Genomic DNA, 18,894 nt, shown 5'->3' on the forward strand with positions numbered 1-18,894 from the left:
TCAGAATAAATATATATGGTTAATTTCAAGAATCGGTGTTCTTTCCCTCATTCTGCCATCTGCAATTTTTTGTCAGAGCAAACCTTTGACCTCTTCCCATAAAGCCGCCAGAATAGTGGTCCAACCAAAATCGCCTTCCAAAAATCCATATAATTTACACCTAACGAGTACGCGTCATGTCACATAGTTTTTCCATTTCACAATCCGTCAAAAAACCAGCCATCAAGTCAGCGGGCGGTGTTGTTGCAGCACAACACATAACCGCAGCAAAAATAGGAACAGAAATTCTTGAACAAGGGGGTGACGCTGTTGATGCAGCCGTCGCCGTTTCTTTTGCTATGGGGGTTTTAGAACCCTGGATGAGTGGCCCTGCTGGTGGTGGCGCCATGATGATATGGCGAGAAGAAGAACAAAAAGCTTACGCACTAACCTATGGCATGAAATCACCAAAATCTCTGAACCCTAGCGCCTTCCCACTATCAAAAGACGGTAAAGCCGCCGACCTTTTCCCCTGGCGGGCTGTCGAAGGTGACCTGAATGTACAGGGACCACTTTCCATTGCCGTTCCCGGCACTGTTGCTGGCGCAGGAAAAGCCCATTCTGCATTTGGTAAAATGCCATGGAAAGACCTGTTACAACCAGCCATCAAAGAAGCAAAATCAGGGCTACTTGTTGATTGGTATGCCGCCCTTATCATTGCCTCGGCAACGCGCGCACTATCAAAAGATCCGCATGCAGCGGCGACTTTTCTCGAAGATGGCCAATGGCCAACCATCGCTGGCTGGACGGCTCTATCAGAAAAACGAATAGATCAATCCCTATTTGCCAGCACGCTCAGCCGTTTGGCCGATCAAGGACCGGACGATTTTTATAGCGGCGATATTGCGGAAACCATGGTCAAAGATATTCAAGACAAAGGTGGCTTTCTATCATTAGATGACCTTGCCTCTTATGCCATTGAATTTGAAGATCCACTGACAATCCCTTACCGAAACAGTCGTGTATTCGCAACACCGACATTGACTGCGGGGCCCACCCTTGCGGATACACTTGGGCAGATGGAAAAACTATTTACTCCGGGCTCCACACCATCACCGGAAAGCTTCAATGCCTACGCCGAAGCTTTAAACAATGCCTATAAAAGAAGACTGACATCCATGGGGGATCAGGATGCCCCCCATGCGCCATCATGTACCACACATTTTTCCGTGGTAGATCGCCACGGCAACATGGTTTCCATGACCCAAACTCTACTGTCTCTTTTCGGGTCACGTGTCGTGTCCCCCAACACAGGACTGCTGATGAACAATGGCATCATGTGGTTTGATCCTGAACAAGGGCACCCCAACTCTTTGGCACCCAACAAACGCTGCTTGATGAATGTTTGCCCGGTAATCGGCGAACAGGGTGATCGACGCTTTGCTATTGGCGCTTCGGGGGGGCGAAAAATCATGCCCGCTGTTATGCACCTGACCTCGTTCATGACCGACCATGGCATGAGCTTAGAGGAAGCCTTTCATCACCCCAGAATGGATGTGTCCGGGGGGGACGTGATCATTGCCGACGAAGACCTCGATCCGGAAATCATTTCAGCGCTATCTCAAAAACACGATGTAACGACAACAAAACGAACTGTATTCCCCTATGCCTTTGCCTGCCCCGCGGGCGTTTCCAGAGAAAACGGTGTGAATTCCGGATGTACCGAAATTATGTCGCCGTGGGGTGATGCTGTAGCAGAAGAAGGTGTGAAATAATGTCCACACGTGACGCAACCATCAAAAGGGCAGAAAGCTATTATGATGATGGTCAATTTCTCACAGATTTGGAACGTCTGATTGCCGTTGAAACTGAAAGCCAAAACCCGGATCAATACACAGAACTTCACAGGTACCTGAACGAAGCGATAACACCGCTACTCAATAAGCTGGATATCATCAGCAAGATATACGAAAACCCCGCCCCTTCAGGGGGACCTTTTTTGGTCGGTGAACGGATCGAAGCACCGGATCTGCCAACGGTTCTGACCTATGGCCATGGGGATGTCATTCGCGCACAAACAGAGCAGTGGCAAGATGGATTACATCCCTTCAAGGTAATTACGCGGGGTGATAAAATTTATGGCCGGGGAACCGCAGACAACAAGGGGCAGCACCTGATTAACCTTACTGCCTTGTCGTGCCTTCTTGAAGAAAAAGGATCACTTGGTTTTAACTTAAAAATCATCATAGAAACATCGGAAGAGACTGGCTCTGCTGGCCTCGCCGACTTCTTTGAAAGCCACAAAGAACTCCTAAAGGCCGACGTTTTGATTGCGTCAGATGGTCCAAGATTACAACCAGATACGCCAACGTTGTTTATGGGCACCCGTGGGGCAATTAATTTCGATCTATCAGTCAACTTGCGGGAAGGCGCCAACCATTCCGGGAACTGGGGTGGGTTGCTGGCTGATCCTGCTATAATATTATCCCACGCAATTGCGTCCATCACAGATGCGCGGGGTCAGATACAAATTCCTGAATGGCGGCCAACAAGCTTGACCGAGGACATAAAAAACACTCTTCAAGGCTTACCAATTGATGGTGGCCCAGAAATAAATCACGACTGGGGAGAAGAAGGACTTGATCCGGCACAACGGGCTTTTGGATGGAACTCATTCGCTGTACTTGCAATGAAAAGCGGTGTTCCCGAAGCCCCAGTTAATGCCATATCAGGTCAGGCAAATGCCCATTGTCAGCTACGGTTTGTTGTCGGAACCGATACTGATAATATATTACCAGCCTTACGGCGACACCTCGATGAAGCTGGATTTTCTGCTGTAGAAATCATTCCCAGTAAGGAAGCATTCTTTAAAGCAACCCGGCTTGATCCAGACCATCCTTGGGTTAGCTTTGCAGCAAAATCCATAGAAGAAACCAGCGGAAAGAAAGCCCACATTCTCCCAAATTTAGCTGGCTCTCTTCCCAACGAAACCTTTAGCAAAATTCTTGGCCTCCCGACGGTATGGATCCCACATTCCTATGGTGGCTGCTCGCAACATGCTCCCAATGAACATCTACTCCAACCTATTGTCAAAGATGGCCTTAGAAATATGGCAGGGCTTTTTTGGGATCTATCCGAGGCAGACTTATCCGGAGCAAACAGGGATAGCTTCTAGCCAGAAATATCTGTCCTAGGCCAGATATCGGTACGGGCATACTTGTAGTCTGTGGTTTTGGGATCATTTGGGTAAGGTCCCTCAACACTGGCATAGAGTATGTCCGACGCCACAGGCTCAAAACCATCATAAAAGTGGTTGGTGGATTTGATCGCCAAGATCTTTTTTGACTTGGGATCAACACCAAGATTTCGAAATAAACTCGGGTCAAAGCTCTGGCTGCGGTTGGAATTAAGGATAACCGTAATCCCCATATAATCAATCGCAACGCTATCCCCCAGCGGAACAATAGATTCACCAAAATCCTGTGTCGCATCCAAAACGATTTTGAGGATCTTTACATCCCCATCAATCGGCGGGCCAGCTGTATCCGACATTTTGCTACCGAAGCGTAGTTTAAGCGTCGCCCCTTCACCCGCAGAAATACACGTTTTCACAGCCATCGGATCCCAGATGGTGCCGACAGCGGCATCAAAGGCTTCCTGTTCCACCAATGTGCGGAGAAGAATTGTTGAATCACCCGGCACACCGCCCCCTGGATTATCCCAGACATCAGCAATGACAACGGGGCCATTCGGGGCTGTTTTAGCCCGAACAACAGCCTCGGTAGGTGATAAAAATTCAGGACGGGTTGTTCCGCGGAATGAAAACAATTCCCGGCTGAGATCATAAGCCAACGTTTGGGCGAGGTTCTTTTCACGATCCGCGACGATTAGTATTTTCGTCCCCATATCCGGCACATCACCAGCCATAAAACCATGAATGACCGAGATCGAAAGAATACCCTCTTTTCCTTCTAGCGACTTTATCTTGTCGACAAAGCCCCGCATAGGCTCCCGACTTGTCGGCAGCACTTCGATCATGTTGCAATCAGCCACATGAAGTTCGGGGGAAACCTGTTTCTTTACAGTTCGAACCACCAGATCAACACAATCTTCAGCACATTCGACAAAATCTGTATGTGGAAATTCCTTAAAAGCGACCAGTACATTTGCGGCATCCGTTCGCTTTTGCGAAAGATGGCTATGAGGATCAAGTGTCGCACCAATAATGACATCTGGGCCAACGATTTCCCGAACAGCCTTTAGTAGTGTTCCTTCACAATCCTGACAGTTCTGCGCCACCATTGCCCCGTGCAAACCAAGAACGACGGCATCAACAGGAAGCGCAGATCGTAATTGATCCAAAACCTCTTCTCTCAAGCCATCCCAGGTTTTTGAATTAACAATTCCTCCCGGCTCTGCCCAAGTTGCCGTTCCTTCGACAAGATCCCATCCCTCTTCCTTTGCTCGACGGCGGCAGACAGGAAACACCGCACTACACAAGGTTGGGGTTTCAGGATGATCCCCCGGTCCAGCATAAAAGCTTTCCTTAAAGTCACTGAGATCAGCACGCAGAGGAGAAAAGGTATTTGTCTCAGTCGCGATAGATGCGCAAAATATCCGCACAGGAAAACCTCTTAAATTAATATTTGAAAATACTCTAAAAGAAACCCGGGGGAAAAGCCCCCCGGATCAATCGGTAATTATTTCAGATAATTACGTGTATTGGCTTTACCCAGTTCTTCTTGAAAAAGGTCCATAAGAGTAACACCTTTTTCACCAAGCGTTTCTTCGACATGCTTCAACACAACTGGCTGTGCGGCTGCTTTAAACTCACTACGAGCTTCAGCTGATAAAGCTGTCACATCGATTTTATCTTTCAGACCGGCTAAACCACGATCAGAAGCCTCAATCACTCGACTTAATCCACGGCTAGCAACAACACAGGAATTCGCAGCATAATTAAGGACACGCTGCTCATCGGCACTCAAATCATCCCAAAATGCTTTTGACACCATAAAAGTATAAGGCGCAAACAGATGATTGGTCAGTGTCATGTACTTCTGAACTTCAGCAAATTTGGCGAATGAAATAATCGGCACTGGGTTCATCTGACCATCGATAACCCCAGTCTGCAGGCCGGAATAAACCTCGCCCCATGCCAGTGGATAGGCTTCACCACCAAGCGATTGAATAATTTTCTGATGCGAAGGCAAGGTCATTGTACGCACACGAATTCCCTTGAAGTCTTCAAGGTTTTCAATTGGGTGTTTAGAGTTCGTAACCGCAAAGAAGCCACCTGTATCCGGAAAGCCAAGTACCTTCACGCCGCTAACAGTTTCTTCGATATCCTTGGAAAGTTGTGCACCAAAAGGACCATCAAAAACATCATACGTTGCCGCGTTATGATCAAAAGCAAAAGCCAAGTTCAGAACATCGATACGCGGATAATAAGACGAAATAGCACCTGTTGAAGTCAGGGTCGCCTGAATAACGTTATCCCGTACCAATTGAACGTGTTCTTTCGCAGAACCAAGCTGGTTTGAAGGATACACTTCAACTTCAATTGAACCATTTGTATCAGCTTCGACAATGTTGGCGAAAACAGCTGTACAAGCGTGCGCAGGATTTTCAAACGGGTCCATTTTGTTGTCATGGCCGAACTTTAGAACTTTTGTATCAGCCATCGCCCCGGTGACACCGGAACAAAGCAATGCACCAACAGCAACAGAAGTTGCAACTTTTTTCAGTAATTTCATCTTATGTCTCCCTTAAGATTATATTTCTTTTTCCCAAACGTGCGTCTGTAATTTCAAAAAGGTGAAGGAGCAGTCGCCACTCCTTATCTCGCAGGATCAGGCGAACCCCAGTAATCGCGGAAGAGCCAAGGCTAGGCCCTCCCAAAAAGCAAAAATGAACAGAATGACTACTTCGGCAATCAAGAAGGGCCAAAGTTTTGCGGCAATACGCTCTAACTTCTCCCCCGTCACAGACGACAGGACAAAGAGGCACGCTCCCACAGGCGGCGTCATCAAAGATATATTCAAGGCCAAAACAAAAATGATCCCCGCATGAATAGGCTCCAAGCCTATTTGTTCCGTCAAAGGGACAAGAACGGGGGCAAGCAAGATCAATATGGCCGTGATATCCATGATCATGCCGATTGCCAAAAGCAGCACGATAACCAATGCGATAATGATGTAAGGATTGTTCGATATAGATAATATCGCTTCGGCAATTTCCTGTGGAATGCGATTAAAGCTCATCCACCAACCAAGGATCGCTGCAAAAGCAATAATGACAAAGATCACACCCGTAATTCGGGCTGTGCGTATCAACATCCCAATAAAGTCAGGAACTGTAATCGCCCGATAGACAACGACACCGATAAAAAGTGCATAACCAACAGCAATAGAGGCAGCCTCTGTCGGCGTAACAATGCCGCCTAGAATACCGCCTAGAATGATAATCGGCATAAAAAGTGCCAGAATAGAGGATTTAAAGATCTGCCAGAGTTCTTTCAGGCTGGATCGTTCCTCTGCTTCGGGAAGGTTATTCGCTTTAACTCCAACAGCAATCACAATCATACAAACAATACAGATCAATAATCCCGGTAGAATTCCCGCTGCGAACAGTCCTCCGATAGACACCCCCATCAAAGAGCCATAAACAACCATTAACCCAGAAGGCGGAATGGTTGGCCCAATAATTGATCCCGCCGCAGTCACCGCACAGGCATAATCCCGGCTATAGCCACGCTTGACCATTGCGGGAACTAACGTTTTACCAAAGGCGGCTGCATCCGCAGTCGCCGCCCCGGTCAACCCGGCAAAGAAAACAGATGCCAACATATTGGTGTGCGCCAGACCACCACGGAAATGGCCAACCAACGCCTGAGCCAGATTCACCAAACGATGGGTAATGCCGGTATGATTCATAATCTCACCCGCAAGGATGAAAAAAGGCATCGCCAAAAATGGGAAGATATTTAACCCGTTAAACATTTTACTTGGGGCAAGCGCAAAGAAAGCACCACCGCCCATGTCAATCAAGCCAATCACACCAGCCAGTCCCAGGGCAAAACCAATTGGCATACCAATCAAAACTAAAACAACAAAAGCAATCCCGACAATCATTGTACTGCCCCCGCCCCAGATGACAGGCTATCATTCGGATCAATAATCACTTCACCTTGGTCCCTCATCGCGACCAACAAAACCTGAACGGCTGCAACCGCAGAGGTCACTGGTATGGCCGCAAAGGGCATTGCCAATGTCATGCCGAAAATCATTGCTTGTCGATTACCACCCCCGATGGCGAAATCAATTCCGTACCAGCAAAGAAAAGCAAACAAAGCAAAAGTTATGACATCCACAAGAACAAGCAGTGGTCGACGAATGCCTTGGGGTAATCGATCAATTAAAATAGAGAGGCCAATGTGTTCACGCCTTGCAATACCCGCAGATATTGCTAACAGCGCAGCCCAAATCATCAGATATCGGGCTAAAACTTCCGGCCAAGGCAGTTGCCAATGGAAAAGGTAACGATCAACAACACCGAGCCATACATCCAAAACCAATAACAGCATCAGTAAGGCGACAATGCGTTCAACCGCCCAGTTCAACCTTTTGCTGGCTTTTGCAGCGAAAGCTTTCATCATTCCTCCCAGAAATGTAATTTAACTACATCTACTGCTCAGAATCGGTATATGTAAAGTAAAATTACGTAAATAAACTTCATATAGAGTCAATTTAGCGTAGTTTTATAGATATTTCCTGATATTATTACAAAAAATGATTATTTGTGTAATTTAACTACGTAGTATATTGTTTATGAACAATACGACTAGATACAAAGCAATTACACTCAGTTTACGCACAAGAAACTTAAACACGAACAACCAAGGACATACCATTGGCTGCTACTTTTGATCTCATAACTAAAATAAAAAAAATGGACGGTAGTTTTAAAGCACGCGAACAACAAGTGGCCACCTATGTACTTAATAACTTAGAAAGTGTTAGCCAAATAAGCGTTAATTCACTGGCCAAATTTAGTAACGTCAGCGAACCAACCGTTATTCGCTTCTGCCGTAAGCTAGGCTGTGATGGCTTCAAGGATTTCAAAATTCAGCTGGCGCAGAACGTTGCTGTCAGTATGCAATACCTTTCGCGCTCGGATAAAACCGTAACGTCAACAGACAGCACTATTGATCAGGTCCTTGATGCCCTAATATCAACAACTGAAGTTGCCAAAAACCAAATTAATCCAGATGAAATATCGAACGCTGTCAATGCCCTTGCTCGTACAAAAACACTTATTTTTTGTGGTGTCGGCGGCGGATCAACAACAGTTGCTTTTGACGCAGCAAACAGGTTTTTCCGTCTTGGCATTACCGCCCTATCCCTTAATGACGCCTATTTACTTAGAATGCACGCTGCAACACTAGGCCCCGATGACCTTATGTTTTTCATTTCATCAACAGGCACCCCTAGGGTTCTTATAGATACCGCAAAAATTGCCAATCAATACGGTGCCACAACCATGTGTCTGACAAAGCCAAATTCAGAACTGTCGCAGGTTTGCTCTCTCACAGTTGGTCTGGAACTTCCTGAAGACCCTGACATATATAAACCAACTGCATCTCGCCTGGTTTTTCTTGCCGTCATTGATGTCCTCGCGGCCTCTGTTGCACGTAAAATGCCCGAAAAAACCAAAGAAAAGCTACGTCGAATCAGGGCATCACTTACAGCTTTGCACGGCAACACAGACCCACAGCCAATCGGGGATTGATGGAATGGATTACTCTGTCGATACAAAACCATCAATGATCGATGAAATTTCAACACCCGCCGTCTTGATCGACGTTGCGATTGCCCAAAAGAACATAGAAAAGTTGCAAGGGCATTGTGATCAGCACGACATTCTATTACGCCCTCACATCAAAACACATAAGCTACCATGTATGGCCAAGCGTCAAATTAAAGCCGGGGCAATTGGCATCACCTGTCAAAAAATCGGTGAAGCTGAAATCATGGCAGCATCAGGCATCGATGATATTCTCATCACCTATAATATTGTTGGAGATCAAAAATTAAATCGACTGGCTCAACTCGCTCAAAAATGCACTTTATCAGTGGTTGCCGACAATGAATATGTAATTGAAGGGCTAGCAAGAACCTTCGCCACAAATCAACATACCCTAGAAGTTTTAATCGAATGTGATACCGGGGCAAATCGATGTGGCGTACAATCTGCTGAAGAGGCACTTCACCTCGCCCGCCTAATTCACAATGCAAGCGGTCTCTGCCTTGGCGGTCTGATGACCTACCCCCCTATGGGTGATCAAAGAGAAGTGAATAATTGGCTCAACAAAGCCAAAGATCTGATAGAAAATAATGGACTTCCTTGCCCCAAGATAAGTAATGGCGGAACACCAAATATGTGGCGGTCCCAAGAAGTATCTGTCGCAACAGAACATCGATCAGGCACCTATATCTATAACGATAGATCCCTGATCGAAGCTGGCTTGTGTGCGATTAGTGATTGTGCGGTTACCGTCAAAACAACCATCGTCAGTAAACCAACAAAAGATCGGGCCATCATTGACGCAGGCTCAAAAATGCTGACATCCGACCTATTGGGCATGGAGAGTTTCGGTTTAATCAAAGAAGCACCAGATGCAAAAATCACCAGCCTTAGCGAAGAACACGGCACCCTTGACCTTAGTAACAGCTCATGGTCACCCAAAGTTGGGGATCAAGTTCATATCATCCCCAACCACGTCTGCGTCGTGTCCAATATGGTTGATCATGTATATCTGTTAGAGACAGGAAACATCGTAAAAACACCCGTCCTTGCTCGCGGCTTGGTAACTTAATCAAAATTCCACCCAAATCCTACGGAACACCACAACAAGTCTCTTGAGACGAAAATACTATTGATTGACACACGGATAACTTTAGCATACCAGATATAGATATCGAGGTTCTTTCGAAATTCATTCGGAAGCTAAGAGGGAATTCGGTGCGTGATACAATCGCAATCCCGAAGCTGCCCCCGCAACTGTAAGCAGTTAGCTACTGTCATTTATGCCACTGATGTCATTTTTTGCATTGGGAAGGCGGACAAAAGCATTGATCTGCAAGCCAGGAGACCTGCCCCGATAAAAGTCAATTCCGCGGGCGGGGTGCTCCGATGGTGTTGCTGGCATCATGGACTCTCTGTTCATGTTATCCGCAAATCATTTGGCCCTGTCCTTACACAGACAAAAAAGGCCAATGCATGTCTCTCATAGAATCAAACGAATTACCGGGTGAGGTAATTTCCAGCGCCAATCAAGACACTCCTGTTACTTCTGGTACAGACTACAAAGTGATCCGCCGGAATGGGAAAGTCTCCCCTTTTGAACCCGAAAAAATCACCACCGCGATCACCAAGGCATTTATCGCCATAGAGGGCTCTAATGCTGTTGCCTCCCCTCGGGTTCACGATACCATTCACACCCTCTCGGAAGAGATCACTAGGTCCCTTACTCAAAGAGACACCTCGGGACGTACCTTTCACATCGAAGATATTCAGGATCGGGTCGAGCTTGCATTAATGCGCGGCGGCCACCAGAAGGTTGCACGGGCCTACGTTCTTTATCGTGAAGAAAGAAACAAGGACCGCCAAACTGAAAATAACGCCCCGTCAGAATCACAACTAGACTTTAGTGTCACACAACCAGATGGATCAAAAGTTGACCTAGACCAAAATCGCCTAGAGACCATCATGGCCGAAGCTTGCGATGGATTAAAGAACACCTCTAAAGAAAAGATTTTATCGGAAACAAAACGGAATATTTATGATGGCATCAGTTCTTCTGAACTGGCACTTGCACCAATCCTCGCAGCAAGAACCCTGATTGAAACAGAACCTGAGTATAGCTATGTTTCGGCAAGGCTTTTACTCGACAAACTTCGCACAGAGGTTTTGTCATTTATCTTTGAGCGAAATCAAACAGCAACCCAGAGCGAAATTGCCGATATTTATCCAGATTACTTCCGGGCATATATAAAAAAGGGGCTGACATCAGAACTTTTGGACCCTGAACTCGCTAGATATGACTTAGACCGCTTAAGCGCAGCAATAAAACCAGAACGAGACACGCTCTTTCAATATCTGGGCCTACAAACCCTCTATGATCGTTATTTTCTTCACCAAGATGAAAACCGCATTGAATTGCCACAGGCATTTTTTATGCGGGTCGCCATGGGCCTTGCTCTGCGCGAAACAGATAGAGAAGAAAAAACTATCGAATTTTATGACCTCTTATCCTCGTTTGATTTCATGTGTTCAACCCCCACACTCTTTAACTCGGGCACACAACACCCCCAATTATCATCTTGTTTTTTAACAACCATCTCAGATGACTTAGGGGATATATTCAAGTCGATCAAAGATAATGCACTGCTGGCAAAGTATTCTGGCGGCCTCGGAAATGACTGGACTTCTGTGCGGGGTCTCGGTGCACACATCAAAGGCACAAACGGCGAAAGTCAAGGTGTGGTGCCATTCTTAAAAGTTGCCAATGACACGGCCATTGCTGTGAATCAGGGGGGAAAGCGTAAAGGAGCAGTTTGCGCATACCTTGAAACATGGCATTTGGATATAGAAGAATTTCTCGACTTAAGAAAAAATACCGGAGATGATCGTCGCAGAACCCATGACATGAATACCGCCAACTGGGTCCCCGATCTTTTTATGGAACGTGTCAGGGAAGACGCCTCATGGACTCTTTTCTCGCCTGATGAAACACCGGATCTCCATAATCTCTATGGTCGAGACTTCCAACAAACCTATGAAAATTACGAGACAAAAGCCGAAAACGGGGAACTTCGTGCCCACAAAAAAATACGTGCGATAGATCTATGGCGCCGGATGTTAACAATGCTTTTTGAAACAGGACATCCTTGGATCACCTTCAAGGATCCCTGTAACATTCGGTCACCTCAAAATCACATTGGCGTCGTCCATTCGTCAAATCTTTGTACGGAAATTACACTTAATACTTCCAATGACGAAGTTGCCGTTTGTAATCTGGGTTCTATTAACCTTGCCGCGCATACCACTAAAAACGGTATCGATCATAGCAAGCTAGAGAAAACAACAAAAACAGCGATGCGCATGCTCGACAACGTCATCGATATCAATTTTTACACCATCCCGGAAGCCCGCAAATCAAATTTGAAACATCGTCCCGTCGGCCTTGGACTAATGGGCTTTCAAGATGCATTGCAAAAACAACGAATTCCATACGGTTCTGATGCTGCAATTACCTTCGCTGACGAAAGTATGGAAGCAATATCCTTTCACACAATAACAGCATCAAGCAATCTTGCTGAAGAAAGGGGAAGCTATGCGAGCTTCAAAGGTTCTCTGTGGTCAAAGGGTATTTTACCACTAGATTCCATGAAACTTCTAGAAGAACAACGCACCAATTTTCAATACGATACCAGCAGCAAACTTGACTGGGAAAAACTTCGAAAGCGTGTCAAAAAAATAGGAATGCGTAATTCAAATACAATGGCAATTGCGCCCACGGCAACAATCTCAAATATCTGTGGCGTTTCCCAATCAATTGAACCTTCCTATCAAAACCTTTTCGTAAAATCCAACATGTCAGGTGAATTCACCGTCGTTAACGCATCTTTGGTAAACGACCTCAAAGCCTTAAACCTTTGGGATGACGTCATGATTTCTGACCTTAAATACTATGATGGCAGTATCGGAGAAATCGACCGTATTCCTCAAGACCTTAAAACCCTTTATGCTACAGCCTTTGAAATTGATTCCGCCTTTTTGATTGAGGCCGCTGCACGAAGACAAAAATGGATTGATCAGGCACAATCCCTAAATCTCTATCTGGCCAATCCCAGTGGGAAAGCTCTTGATGCGCTCTATCAGCTGGCATGGGAACGTGGCCTAAAAACCACCTATTACCTCAGGTCAAAATCAGCAACTCACGTAGAGAAATCCACTCTTAAAGGAACAGATGGGAAACTAAATGCCGTCGCAACAAACATGACAACGCCAATAAGCACAGGGCAAGTTTGTTCGATCGATGATCCAGAATGTGAAGCCTGCCAGTAACCAAGCCTCATCAAATAATGAAACAGGAATATAAATATGCTTGATTGGTCGGAACCAACAACCAAATCAAATGCCCAACGAACTCATCCGAAAGACAATGTACCAACCACAGACACCACTGGTTTGGGGACCATTGACCGCGGAGCTGCACGCGTTTCTGTAGATGACAAGTCAATGATTAACGCTCGTGCTGATGTTAACCAGCTTTTACCGATGAAATACCATTGGGCATGGGAAAAATATCTCTCGGGCTGTAATAATCATTGGATGCCGACAGAAGTTTCAATGCAGGCCGATATTGCGCTTTGGAAATCCAAAGACGGCTTAACACCCGACGAGCGCAAAATGTTAAAACGTAATCTCGGTTTTTTTGCCGCTTCGGAATCTCTCGTTGCCAATAATATTGTTCTTGCAATCTACCGCCACCTGACAAATCCAGAATGCCGACAGTATCTATTACGGCAAGCCTTCGAAGAGGCGGTCCACACACATACGTTTCAATACATCGTGGAAAGTCTGGGCCTTGAAGAAGGTGAACTATTCAACATGTATCGCGAAGTTCCGTCGATAACTGACAAGGCGGCATGGGCACTGAAATACACGCAAAGCCTAGATGATCCAAACTTTGAAACGGGCACCCCCGAAGCAGATCAGGCCTTTTTAAGAGACCTGATTGCTTTTTATGTCGTTTTTGAAGGTATGTGGTTTTATACAGGGTTTGCCCAAATTTTATCATTGGGTCGCCGGAACAAAATGGTAGGGATCGCGGAACAGTATCAATATATTCTTCGTGATGAGAGCATTCACCTGAACTTCGGTATTGATGTTATCAATCAAATCAAAGCAGAGAACCCTCACCTTTGGACCGAAGAATTTCAACAAGAAGTAAAGGGAATGCTGAAAGAAGCCGCTGAAATTGAAGCAGCTTATGGCCGCGATACGATGCCCAAGGGATTATTGGGCCTGAACGCGCATCTATGCGAACAATATATGCACTTCATCGCGAACCGCAGATGTGGACAACTCGGTTTGGAACAGATCTATCCGGCCACAGAAAATCCGTTCCCCTGGATGTCAGAGGCCATGGACCTAAAGAAAGAAAAAAACTTCTTTGAAACCAGAGTCATTGAATACCAGAATGGCGGCGCACTAAGCTGGGATTAATCCATCCTACACGCGACAGCTCGTTGCTATCCGTTATGGGGATTTAAGAAATCCCCATAACTTCTGGTAAAGGTGCCAGTTCAAATCCGGCCTGTTCCAGCCTTTCTTTTACACGACGAGCAATTGCGACTGCTTCGGCAGTATCCCCGTGCACACATACACTATGTATCGGGGTATCAATCCGCTTCCCTGATGGCGTTATAATTTTACCCTCTTGTACAAAAGAGAGAATTTGATCTGCCGATTGTTCGGGGTCATGAATAACGGCATGGGGTTCAGACCTTGGGGTCAAATTCCCGTTCTCATCATAGGTTCTATCAGCAAAAATTTCGCCGGCCGTGGGCAGACCTAATTCAAGACCAGCCTTGCATAGACAGGACCCAGCTGTTGCCAACAGGATGAGAGACGGATCAACCGCGGCAATGCCACGCGCTATGGCAAGCGACATTTCCATATCAACAGCCGCCATATTATTGAGCGCACCATGAGGTTTCACATGGGTAACTTTCGTTCCCTGGCTCTTTGCAACGGCCATCAAGGCACCGATTTGATACACGATCATTGCTTCCAATTCAGAAAGCGGAATATACATTTTACGCCGGCCAAAGCCCTGTAGATCTGGAAAGGCTGGGTGCGCGCCGATGCTCACACCCTTTTCTTTGGCAGAGCGCGTAACGTCAGACATGACCAAGGGGTCACCCGCATGGTAACCACAGGCAATATTGGCTGACCCGATTATATCCAGCATCGCAGTATCATTCCCGATGGAATACATACCAAAGCCTTCGCCCATATCCGCATTTAAATTAATTTTTTCCATGTGTAGTTTCCTCTTGCTGGCTAAGCTTCTAGATGACCGGGGAAATGTCCGGTCAAACTGGCATCAACAACACCGCCGATTAAATTTACCTCATACAAGGCTTTTAGATCCATAACTCCCTCACCAAAATAATCCTGAATAGAGGAAATGGCCCGATCCAGCTCTAATTTCTGTTCTTCTCGGGCAGCCTGTGCTTCATCAAGGGAAACGTACTGGAACTTAATATCATTACCCGGCACCAGTTGCCCTAAAAGAGGAAGATCAGATGTAATCACAGCACCAATTTTGGGATAGCCTCCAATTGTCTGGCAATCCACAAACAAGATAATAGGCTGCCCGCTACCCGGCACCTGTATAGCCCCCGGAACTATTCCATCAGAAATAAGGTCACTTCCCTTTTCCGGCAAAGGTTTCAATTCGTCGCCTTCAAGACGAATGCCCATACGATCTACGTCAGAGCTAACCTTATAATTTTGATCCGTGAATTTGGCGATCATGTCATCAGAAAAATAATCATCCTGGGGCCCCGCCATTACACGAATTGTTTCTGCCGTTGTTAGCATCGGTGCAGATACAATTTTTTCCAAACCATCCCGTGGGTGCGATAGTCTAACCTTGATAGAATCCCCCGCCTGTAACGGAAGACCGTTTACCCCCCCCAACTTTGCGCGCGCATAGGTCGAGCAACTATCAAGAACCGGGGCTAAATCAAATCCTCCTTCGACGGTTAAATAGCCCGTCGCCCCATTTTTCAGAGGCTCGACAGAAAGGACATCTCCATCGTCAAGCGTGACAGACTGCCAAGGTTTTATCGCAATACTATCGCCACCATCTGCGAGATTAAGTTCGGCGGTTACATCCCCCGCAAGGCCCAGACGTATTCGTCCACCTTCGGCGATTACCTTTGGTCCCAAAAACCGAAATTCTAGCGCCGTTTCAAAGGGGGCATTCCCCACCAAAGCATTCCCCAACCGCAATGATAACGTATCCGCAGCCCCGCTCCTTGGAACACCAAAGCCAGCAAATCCTTTGCGACCCTCATCTTGAAGAGATGATAAAATACCTGGCGAGAGGATTTTTAGAACAACCGACATCAGCCCTCTCCCTCCATTGTTAAAAAGCTTTGTGGTGCAATACGTTCAGCAGCTAAATCAGCAGCAAGGTCACCATATTCTTCTGTTGTTATTGGTCTGAATTTCACAGCCCCACCCGGAGAGAGCAAACTGGGCTGTGCCCAGGAACTGTCAAAAAAGGGAACTGGGCAACGCGCAATCAAGTGCCATCCCCCAGGGCTTTCCCACGGATACACAGCCGTTTGTTCGTTGGCAATACCAACTGATCCTGCGGGAACCCTCACCCTCGGGCTTGTTCTTCTTGGAAACTGTAGTCGCGCATCAATTTCCCCCATAAAGGCAAAACCGGGCAAAAAACCAATGAGAAAAATATCATAAATAGCCGAACTATGTACATTAATGACTTCCTCTACGGACAGCCCGCTACGCTGTGCAACCTCAGCTAAATCAGGCGCCAACTCCCCCTCGTAACAAACAGGCAAGACCCAGAGCTCCTTGTGCCCATCTTCCTTACTCAAAGGCTTTTGTGCCAATGCACTTACGTGTTCAACGACATGATTAAAGTTCGCAATATCCGGGTTCAAACACACCGTCAGGGAACGGCTTGCCGAAATAATATCAAACACACCGGGCAGTCGTCCTTCGTCAACTTCCTGTTCAATACAGCCTCTCAATGCGCGAACAGAGCGCGCACCAATAGCCCCTTTTAGCTTAGGAAATTCAATCGTAAAGGCGCTATCGCCTAATGTTAGGACTCGGATATCCAAATTAGCTCTCTTAGGTTTTTTCTTTATTGAACTACAGCCTTAGATACACATCAACTATAAATCGTTATTGTTTTATTGACTTTTTGTCAACATAACGTCATCGTAAATTTATGCGTTAATGATGACACAGGTATTTTTGGCTCATTAATCACGCTGTATTGCTCAAATCTTCCTGACTTTAAACAGTGAGAATTGAGCCAAAAAGAACGTTTAAGGCCCTGAATATATAAAAAACATCAAGGCCAACACATAGAAACCCCTGGGAGGTTTTAAAAAATGAAACTTTTACGTAACTTCACCGCTGGTGTTGCTGCCCTTGCTATGGGCGGAATTGCCACTTCTTCCGCTGACACTTGGGATATGCCAACACCATATCCGGATAAAACTTTTCACACAGCAAACATCATTGAATTTGCCAAGGATGTAGAAACAGCAACTAACGGCGACCTGAAAATCAAAATTCATTCCGCCGGTTCGCTTTTTAAACACCCGGAAATAAAAAATGCCGTTCGTAGCGGCCAGGTGCCAATTGGTGAATTTTTCCTGTCACGCCTGTCGAATGAACATGCTGCCTTTGGTGCAGACTCGCTTCCTTTCCTTGCAACAAATTATGACGATGCAGGAAAACTTTGGGCAGCTCAAAAGCCTGTTATCAGCGCACTACTGGACAAACAGGGCTTAATGCCATTGTTCTCTGTTCCGTGGCCACCACAGGGACTTTATACAAAAAAAGAAATCAAGACCGTTGATGATCTTAAAGGCCTAAAGTTCAGAGCTTACAATGCAACGTTGGAAAAATTCGCCCAACTTACAGGCGCAGCACCGACACAGGTCGAAGTTCCTGATATTCCACAAGCCTATGCAACAGGTCGCGTTGAAGCAATGATCACATCGCCATCAACGGGTGCAAACAGCAAAGCTTGGGATTTCGTTTCTCACTACACACACATTCAAGCGTGGGTACCGAAAAACATTGTTGTCATTAACAAAAAATACTGGCGTAAGCTTGATGACGCCACACAAAAAGCTGTTCTTGCTGCGGCAGAAAAAGCAGAAAAACGTGGCTGGGCAATGAGCCAGGAAGAAACCGCTGCTAAAATCAAAATCATGCAAGACAATGGCGTAACAATTGTAAATCCGCCTGCGGCTGAATTGATGACAGGTTTGAAAAAAGTTGGCACTGATATGCTTTCTGATTGGAAAGCATCTGCAGGAGATGAAGGATCTGAGATCCTGAGCTCATACGGCAACTAAGCTCCCTGTTGGGCGGTTCATTTCACTATCTTATCGTGTGATGAACCGCCCCTTTTTATATGGATCCAGCCAGAATGAATGCCCAAGGGCCTATTCATTACTCGGGGATGTGTGCGACCATGAGACAGATACTCAATAAAATATATACGACAAGCGGATGGTCAGCGGCCTTTTTTCTTGTGGCCATTTGCCTGACAGTTATGGCACAGGTGGTTTTGAACCTGCTTGACCGCGTTAGTAGCCTGATTACAGGTGAAGCAATTGGATTGACGATCCCTTCCTATGCCGACTTCACAGGTTTCTTTCTCGCCGGCGCCTCTTTTCTCGCCCTCGCCTACACACTAAGAGACGGCAGCCACATTAGGGTGTCACTGGTTTTGCAACACCTCTCCCCCAAACTGCGTCACATCGTTGAAATTTGGTGCCTGAGTATTGCCGCTGCAATGGCGCTTTATTTCACCACCTACACAGGTTTCCTCGTTCACGAATCATACATCTATAACGACCTGTCTCCAGGCATGATTGCCGTGCCAATCTGGATCCCCATGACGCCTGTGCTTGTTGGATTAGCCATTCTGTCCATCGCCTTGATTGATGAACTTGTTTGCGTCATCTCCGGCGGCGAACCGAGTTACGAAGGCAAGGGTGAGAATTTACTAGAGCAAGATCACGCCGATCTTCACGCTGAATAAGAAGGGCAAAACCA

At 46.3% G+C, this 18,894-nt stretch carries 15 protein-coding genes and 1 riboswitch; of the genes, 8 read left to right on the forward strand and 7 right to left on the reverse strand.

The features are described 5' to 3' along the window. Positions 1 to 176: 176 nt before the first annotated feature. Together Q0241_RS02395 and Q0241_RS02400 are read left to right on the forward strand one after the other, a co-directional pair. Complete coding sequence (locus tag Q0241_RS02395) at positions 177 to 1,754, forward strand: gamma-glutamyltransferase (protein WP_299372480.1); 1,578 nt, start codon at positions 177 to 179, stop codon at positions 1,752 to 1,754. After that, positions 1,754 to 3,154: a M20 family metallopeptidase gene (locus tag Q0241_RS02400; RefSeq protein WP_299372484.1), complete on the forward strand. Its 1,401-nt coding sequence runs from the start codon at positions 1,754 to 1,756 to the stop codon at positions 3,152 to 3,154. The genes Q0241_RS02395 and Q0241_RS02400 overlap by 1 nt, the downstream gene beginning before the upstream one ends. On the opposite strand, the gene Q0241_RS02405 is transcribed toward Q0241_RS02400, so the two are convergent. The 4 genes from Q0241_RS02405 to Q0241_RS02420 all read right to left on the reverse strand — a co-directional run bounded on the left by Q0241_RS02405 (position 3,151) and on the right by Q0241_RS02420 (position 7,633). Then, the gene (locus Q0241_RS02405; protein ID WP_299372488.1) at positions 3,151 to 4,602 is read right to left on the reverse strand and encodes a M81 family metallopeptidase; all 1,452 of its coding nucleotides are present in this window, start codon (positions 4,600 to 4,602) and stop codon (positions 3,151 to 3,153) included. The genes Q0241_RS02400 and Q0241_RS02405 overlap by 4 nt on opposite strands. Before the next feature lie 77 nt (positions 4,603 to 4,679). After that, positions 4,680 to 5,735 carry a DctP family TRAP transporter solute-binding subunit gene (locus Q0241_RS02410; RefSeq protein WP_299372491.1) on the reverse strand — a complete coding sequence of 352 codons (1,056 nt, stop codon included), beginning with the start codon at positions 5,733 to 5,735 and terminating at the stop codon, positions 4,680 to 4,682. Between the two features lie 96 nt (positions 5,736 to 5,831). Beyond that, the gene (locus Q0241_RS02415) at positions 5,832 to 7,112 is read right to left on the reverse strand and encodes a TRAP transporter large permease (protein ID WP_299372494.1); all 1,281 of its coding nucleotides are present in this window, start codon (positions 7,110 to 7,112) and stop codon (positions 5,832 to 5,834) included. Beyond that, on the reverse strand, positions 7,109 to 7,633 hold the full coding sequence (locus Q0241_RS02420; protein WP_299372497.1) for a TRAP transporter small permease: 525 nt from the start codon (positions 7,631 to 7,633) through the stop codon (positions 7,109 to 7,111). Before Q0241_RS02420 ends, Q0241_RS02415 begins: the two co-directional genes overlap by 4 nt. Before the next feature lie 257 nt (positions 7,634 to 7,890). Between Q0241_RS02420 and Q0241_RS02425 the strand changes: the two genes are divergently transcribed. The 4 genes from Q0241_RS02425 (at position 7,891) to Q0241_RS02440 (ending at position 14,274) form a co-directional block, all read left to right on the forward strand. Further along, positions 7,891 to 8,769, forward strand: coding sequence for a MurR/RpiR family transcriptional regulator (locus Q0241_RS02425; protein ID WP_299372500.1), 879 nt, complete (start codon positions 7,891 to 7,893; stop codon positions 8,767 to 8,769). Positions 8,770 to 8,773: 4 nt separating this feature from the next. Continuing rightward, the gene (locus tag Q0241_RS02430; protein WP_299372503.1) at positions 8,774 to 9,856 is read left to right on the forward strand and encodes a D-TA family PLP-dependent enzyme; all 1,083 of its coding nucleotides are present in this window, start codon (positions 8,774 to 8,776) and stop codon (positions 9,854 to 9,856) included. A gap of 88 nt (positions 9,857 to 9,944) precedes the next feature. Beyond that, positions 9,945 to 10,156, forward strand: a riboswitch (cobalamin riboswitch). A gap of 104 nt (positions 10,157 to 10,260) precedes the next feature. Continuing rightward, a complete protein-coding gene (locus Q0241_RS02435; protein WP_299372506.1) occupies positions 10,261 to 13,110 on the forward strand; it encodes a ribonucleoside-diphosphate reductase subunit alpha in 2,850 nt (949 codons plus the stop codon). A 36-nt stretch (positions 13,111 to 13,146) separates the two neighbouring features. Further along, complete coding sequence (locus tag Q0241_RS02440) at positions 13,147 to 14,274, forward strand: ribonucleotide-diphosphate reductase subunit beta (protein ID WP_299372509.1); 1,128 nt, start codon at positions 13,147 to 13,149, stop codon at positions 14,272 to 14,274. Between the two features lie 43 nt (positions 14,275 to 14,317). On the opposite strand, the gene Q0241_RS02445 is transcribed toward Q0241_RS02440, so the two are convergent. The 3 genes from Q0241_RS02445 to pxpB are packed head-to-tail and all read right to left on the reverse strand — an operon-like array spanning position 14,318 to position 16,934. Next, positions 14,318 to 15,094 carry a LamB/YcsF family protein gene (locus tag Q0241_RS02445; protein ID WP_299372512.1) on the reverse strand — a complete coding sequence of 259 codons (777 nt, stop codon included), beginning with the start codon at positions 15,092 to 15,094 and terminating at the stop codon, positions 14,318 to 14,320. Between the two features lie 20 nt (positions 15,095 to 15,114). Beyond that, positions 15,115 to 16,188, reverse strand: a complete 1,074-nt coding sequence (locus Q0241_RS02450) for a biotin-dependent carboxyltransferase family protein (RefSeq protein WP_299372515.1) — start codon at positions 16,186 to 16,188, stop codon at positions 15,115 to 15,117. Next, entirely contained in the window at positions 16,188 to 16,934 is a 747-nt protein-coding gene (gene pxpB / locus Q0241_RS02455) for a 5-oxoprolinase subunit PxpB (RefSeq protein WP_299372518.1), read from the reverse strand. The genes Q0241_RS02450 and pxpB overlap by 1 nt, the downstream gene beginning before the upstream one ends. Positions 16,935 to 17,210: 276 nt before the next feature. Here pxpB and Q0241_RS02460 point away from each other — a divergent pair, with 276 nt between their 5' ends. After that, positions 17,211 to 18,188 carry a TRAP transporter substrate-binding protein gene (locus Q0241_RS02460; protein WP_299372521.1) on the forward strand — a complete coding sequence of 326 codons (978 nt, stop codon included), beginning with the start codon at positions 17,211 to 17,213 and terminating at the stop codon, positions 18,186 to 18,188. A 119-nt stretch (positions 18,189 to 18,307) separates the two neighbouring features. After that, positions 18,308 to 18,880, forward strand: a complete 573-nt coding sequence (locus Q0241_RS02465; protein WP_299372524.1) for a TRAP transporter small permease — start codon at positions 18,308 to 18,310, stop codon at positions 18,878 to 18,880. Positions 18,881 to 18,894: the final 14 nt, after the last annotated feature.

The organism is uncultured Kiloniella sp., from assembly GCF_937128705.1.
Classification (GTDB): domain Bacteria; phylum Pseudomonadota; class Alphaproteobacteria; order Kiloniellales; family Kiloniellaceae; genus Kiloniella.

What these genes read in the sequence shown, in the direction of transcription:
- Q0241_RS02400 (WP_299372484.1), top strand. Translation starts at nt 1,754, where the DNA reads ATGTCCACACGTGACGCAACCATCAAAAGGGCAGAAAGCTATTATGAT.
- Q0241_RS02430 (WP_299372503.1), top strand. Translation starts at nt 8,774, where the DNA reads ATGGATTACTCTGTCGATACAAAACCATCAATGATCGATGAAATTTCA.
- Q0241_RS02415 (WP_299372494.1), bottom strand. Translation starts at nt 7,112, where the DNA reads ATGATTGTCGGGATTGCTTTTGTTGTTTTAGTTTTGATTGGTATGCCA.
- Q0241_RS02395 (WP_299372480.1), top strand. Translation starts at nt 177, where the DNA reads ATGTCACATAGTTTTTCCATTTCACAATCCGTCAAAAAACCAGCCATC.
- Q0241_RS02435 (WP_299372506.1), top strand. Translation starts at nt 10,261, where the DNA reads ATGTCTCTCATAGAATCAAACGAATTACCGGGTGAGGTAATTTCCAGC.
- Q0241_RS02450 (WP_299372515.1), bottom strand. Translation starts at nt 16,188, where the DNA reads ATGTCGGTTGTTCTAAAAATCCTCTCGCCAGGTATTTTATCATCTCTT.
- Q0241_RS02465 (WP_299372524.1), top strand. Translation starts at nt 18,308, where the DNA reads ATGAGACAGATACTCAATAAAATATATACGACAAGCGGATGGTCAGCG.
- Q0241_RS02410 (WP_299372491.1), bottom strand. Translation starts at nt 5,735, where the DNA reads ATGAAATTACTGAAAAAAGTTGCAACTTCTGTTGCTGTTGGTGCATTG.
- Q0241_RS02460 (WP_299372521.1), top strand. Translation starts at nt 17,211, where the DNA reads ATGAAACTTTTACGTAACTTCACCGCTGGTGTTGCTGCCCTTGCTATG.
- Q0241_RS02440 (WP_299372509.1), top strand. Translation starts at nt 13,147, where the DNA reads ATGCTTGATTGGTCGGAACCAACAACCAAATCAAATGCCCAACGAACT.
- Q0241_RS02445 (WP_299372512.1), bottom strand. Translation starts at nt 15,094, where the DNA reads ATGGAAAAAATTAATTTAAATGCGGATATGGGCGAAGGCTTTGGTATG.
- Q0241_RS02420 (WP_299372497.1), bottom strand. Translation starts at nt 7,633, where the DNA reads ATGAAAGCTTTCGCTGCAAAAGCCAGCAAAAGGTTGAACTGGGCGGTT.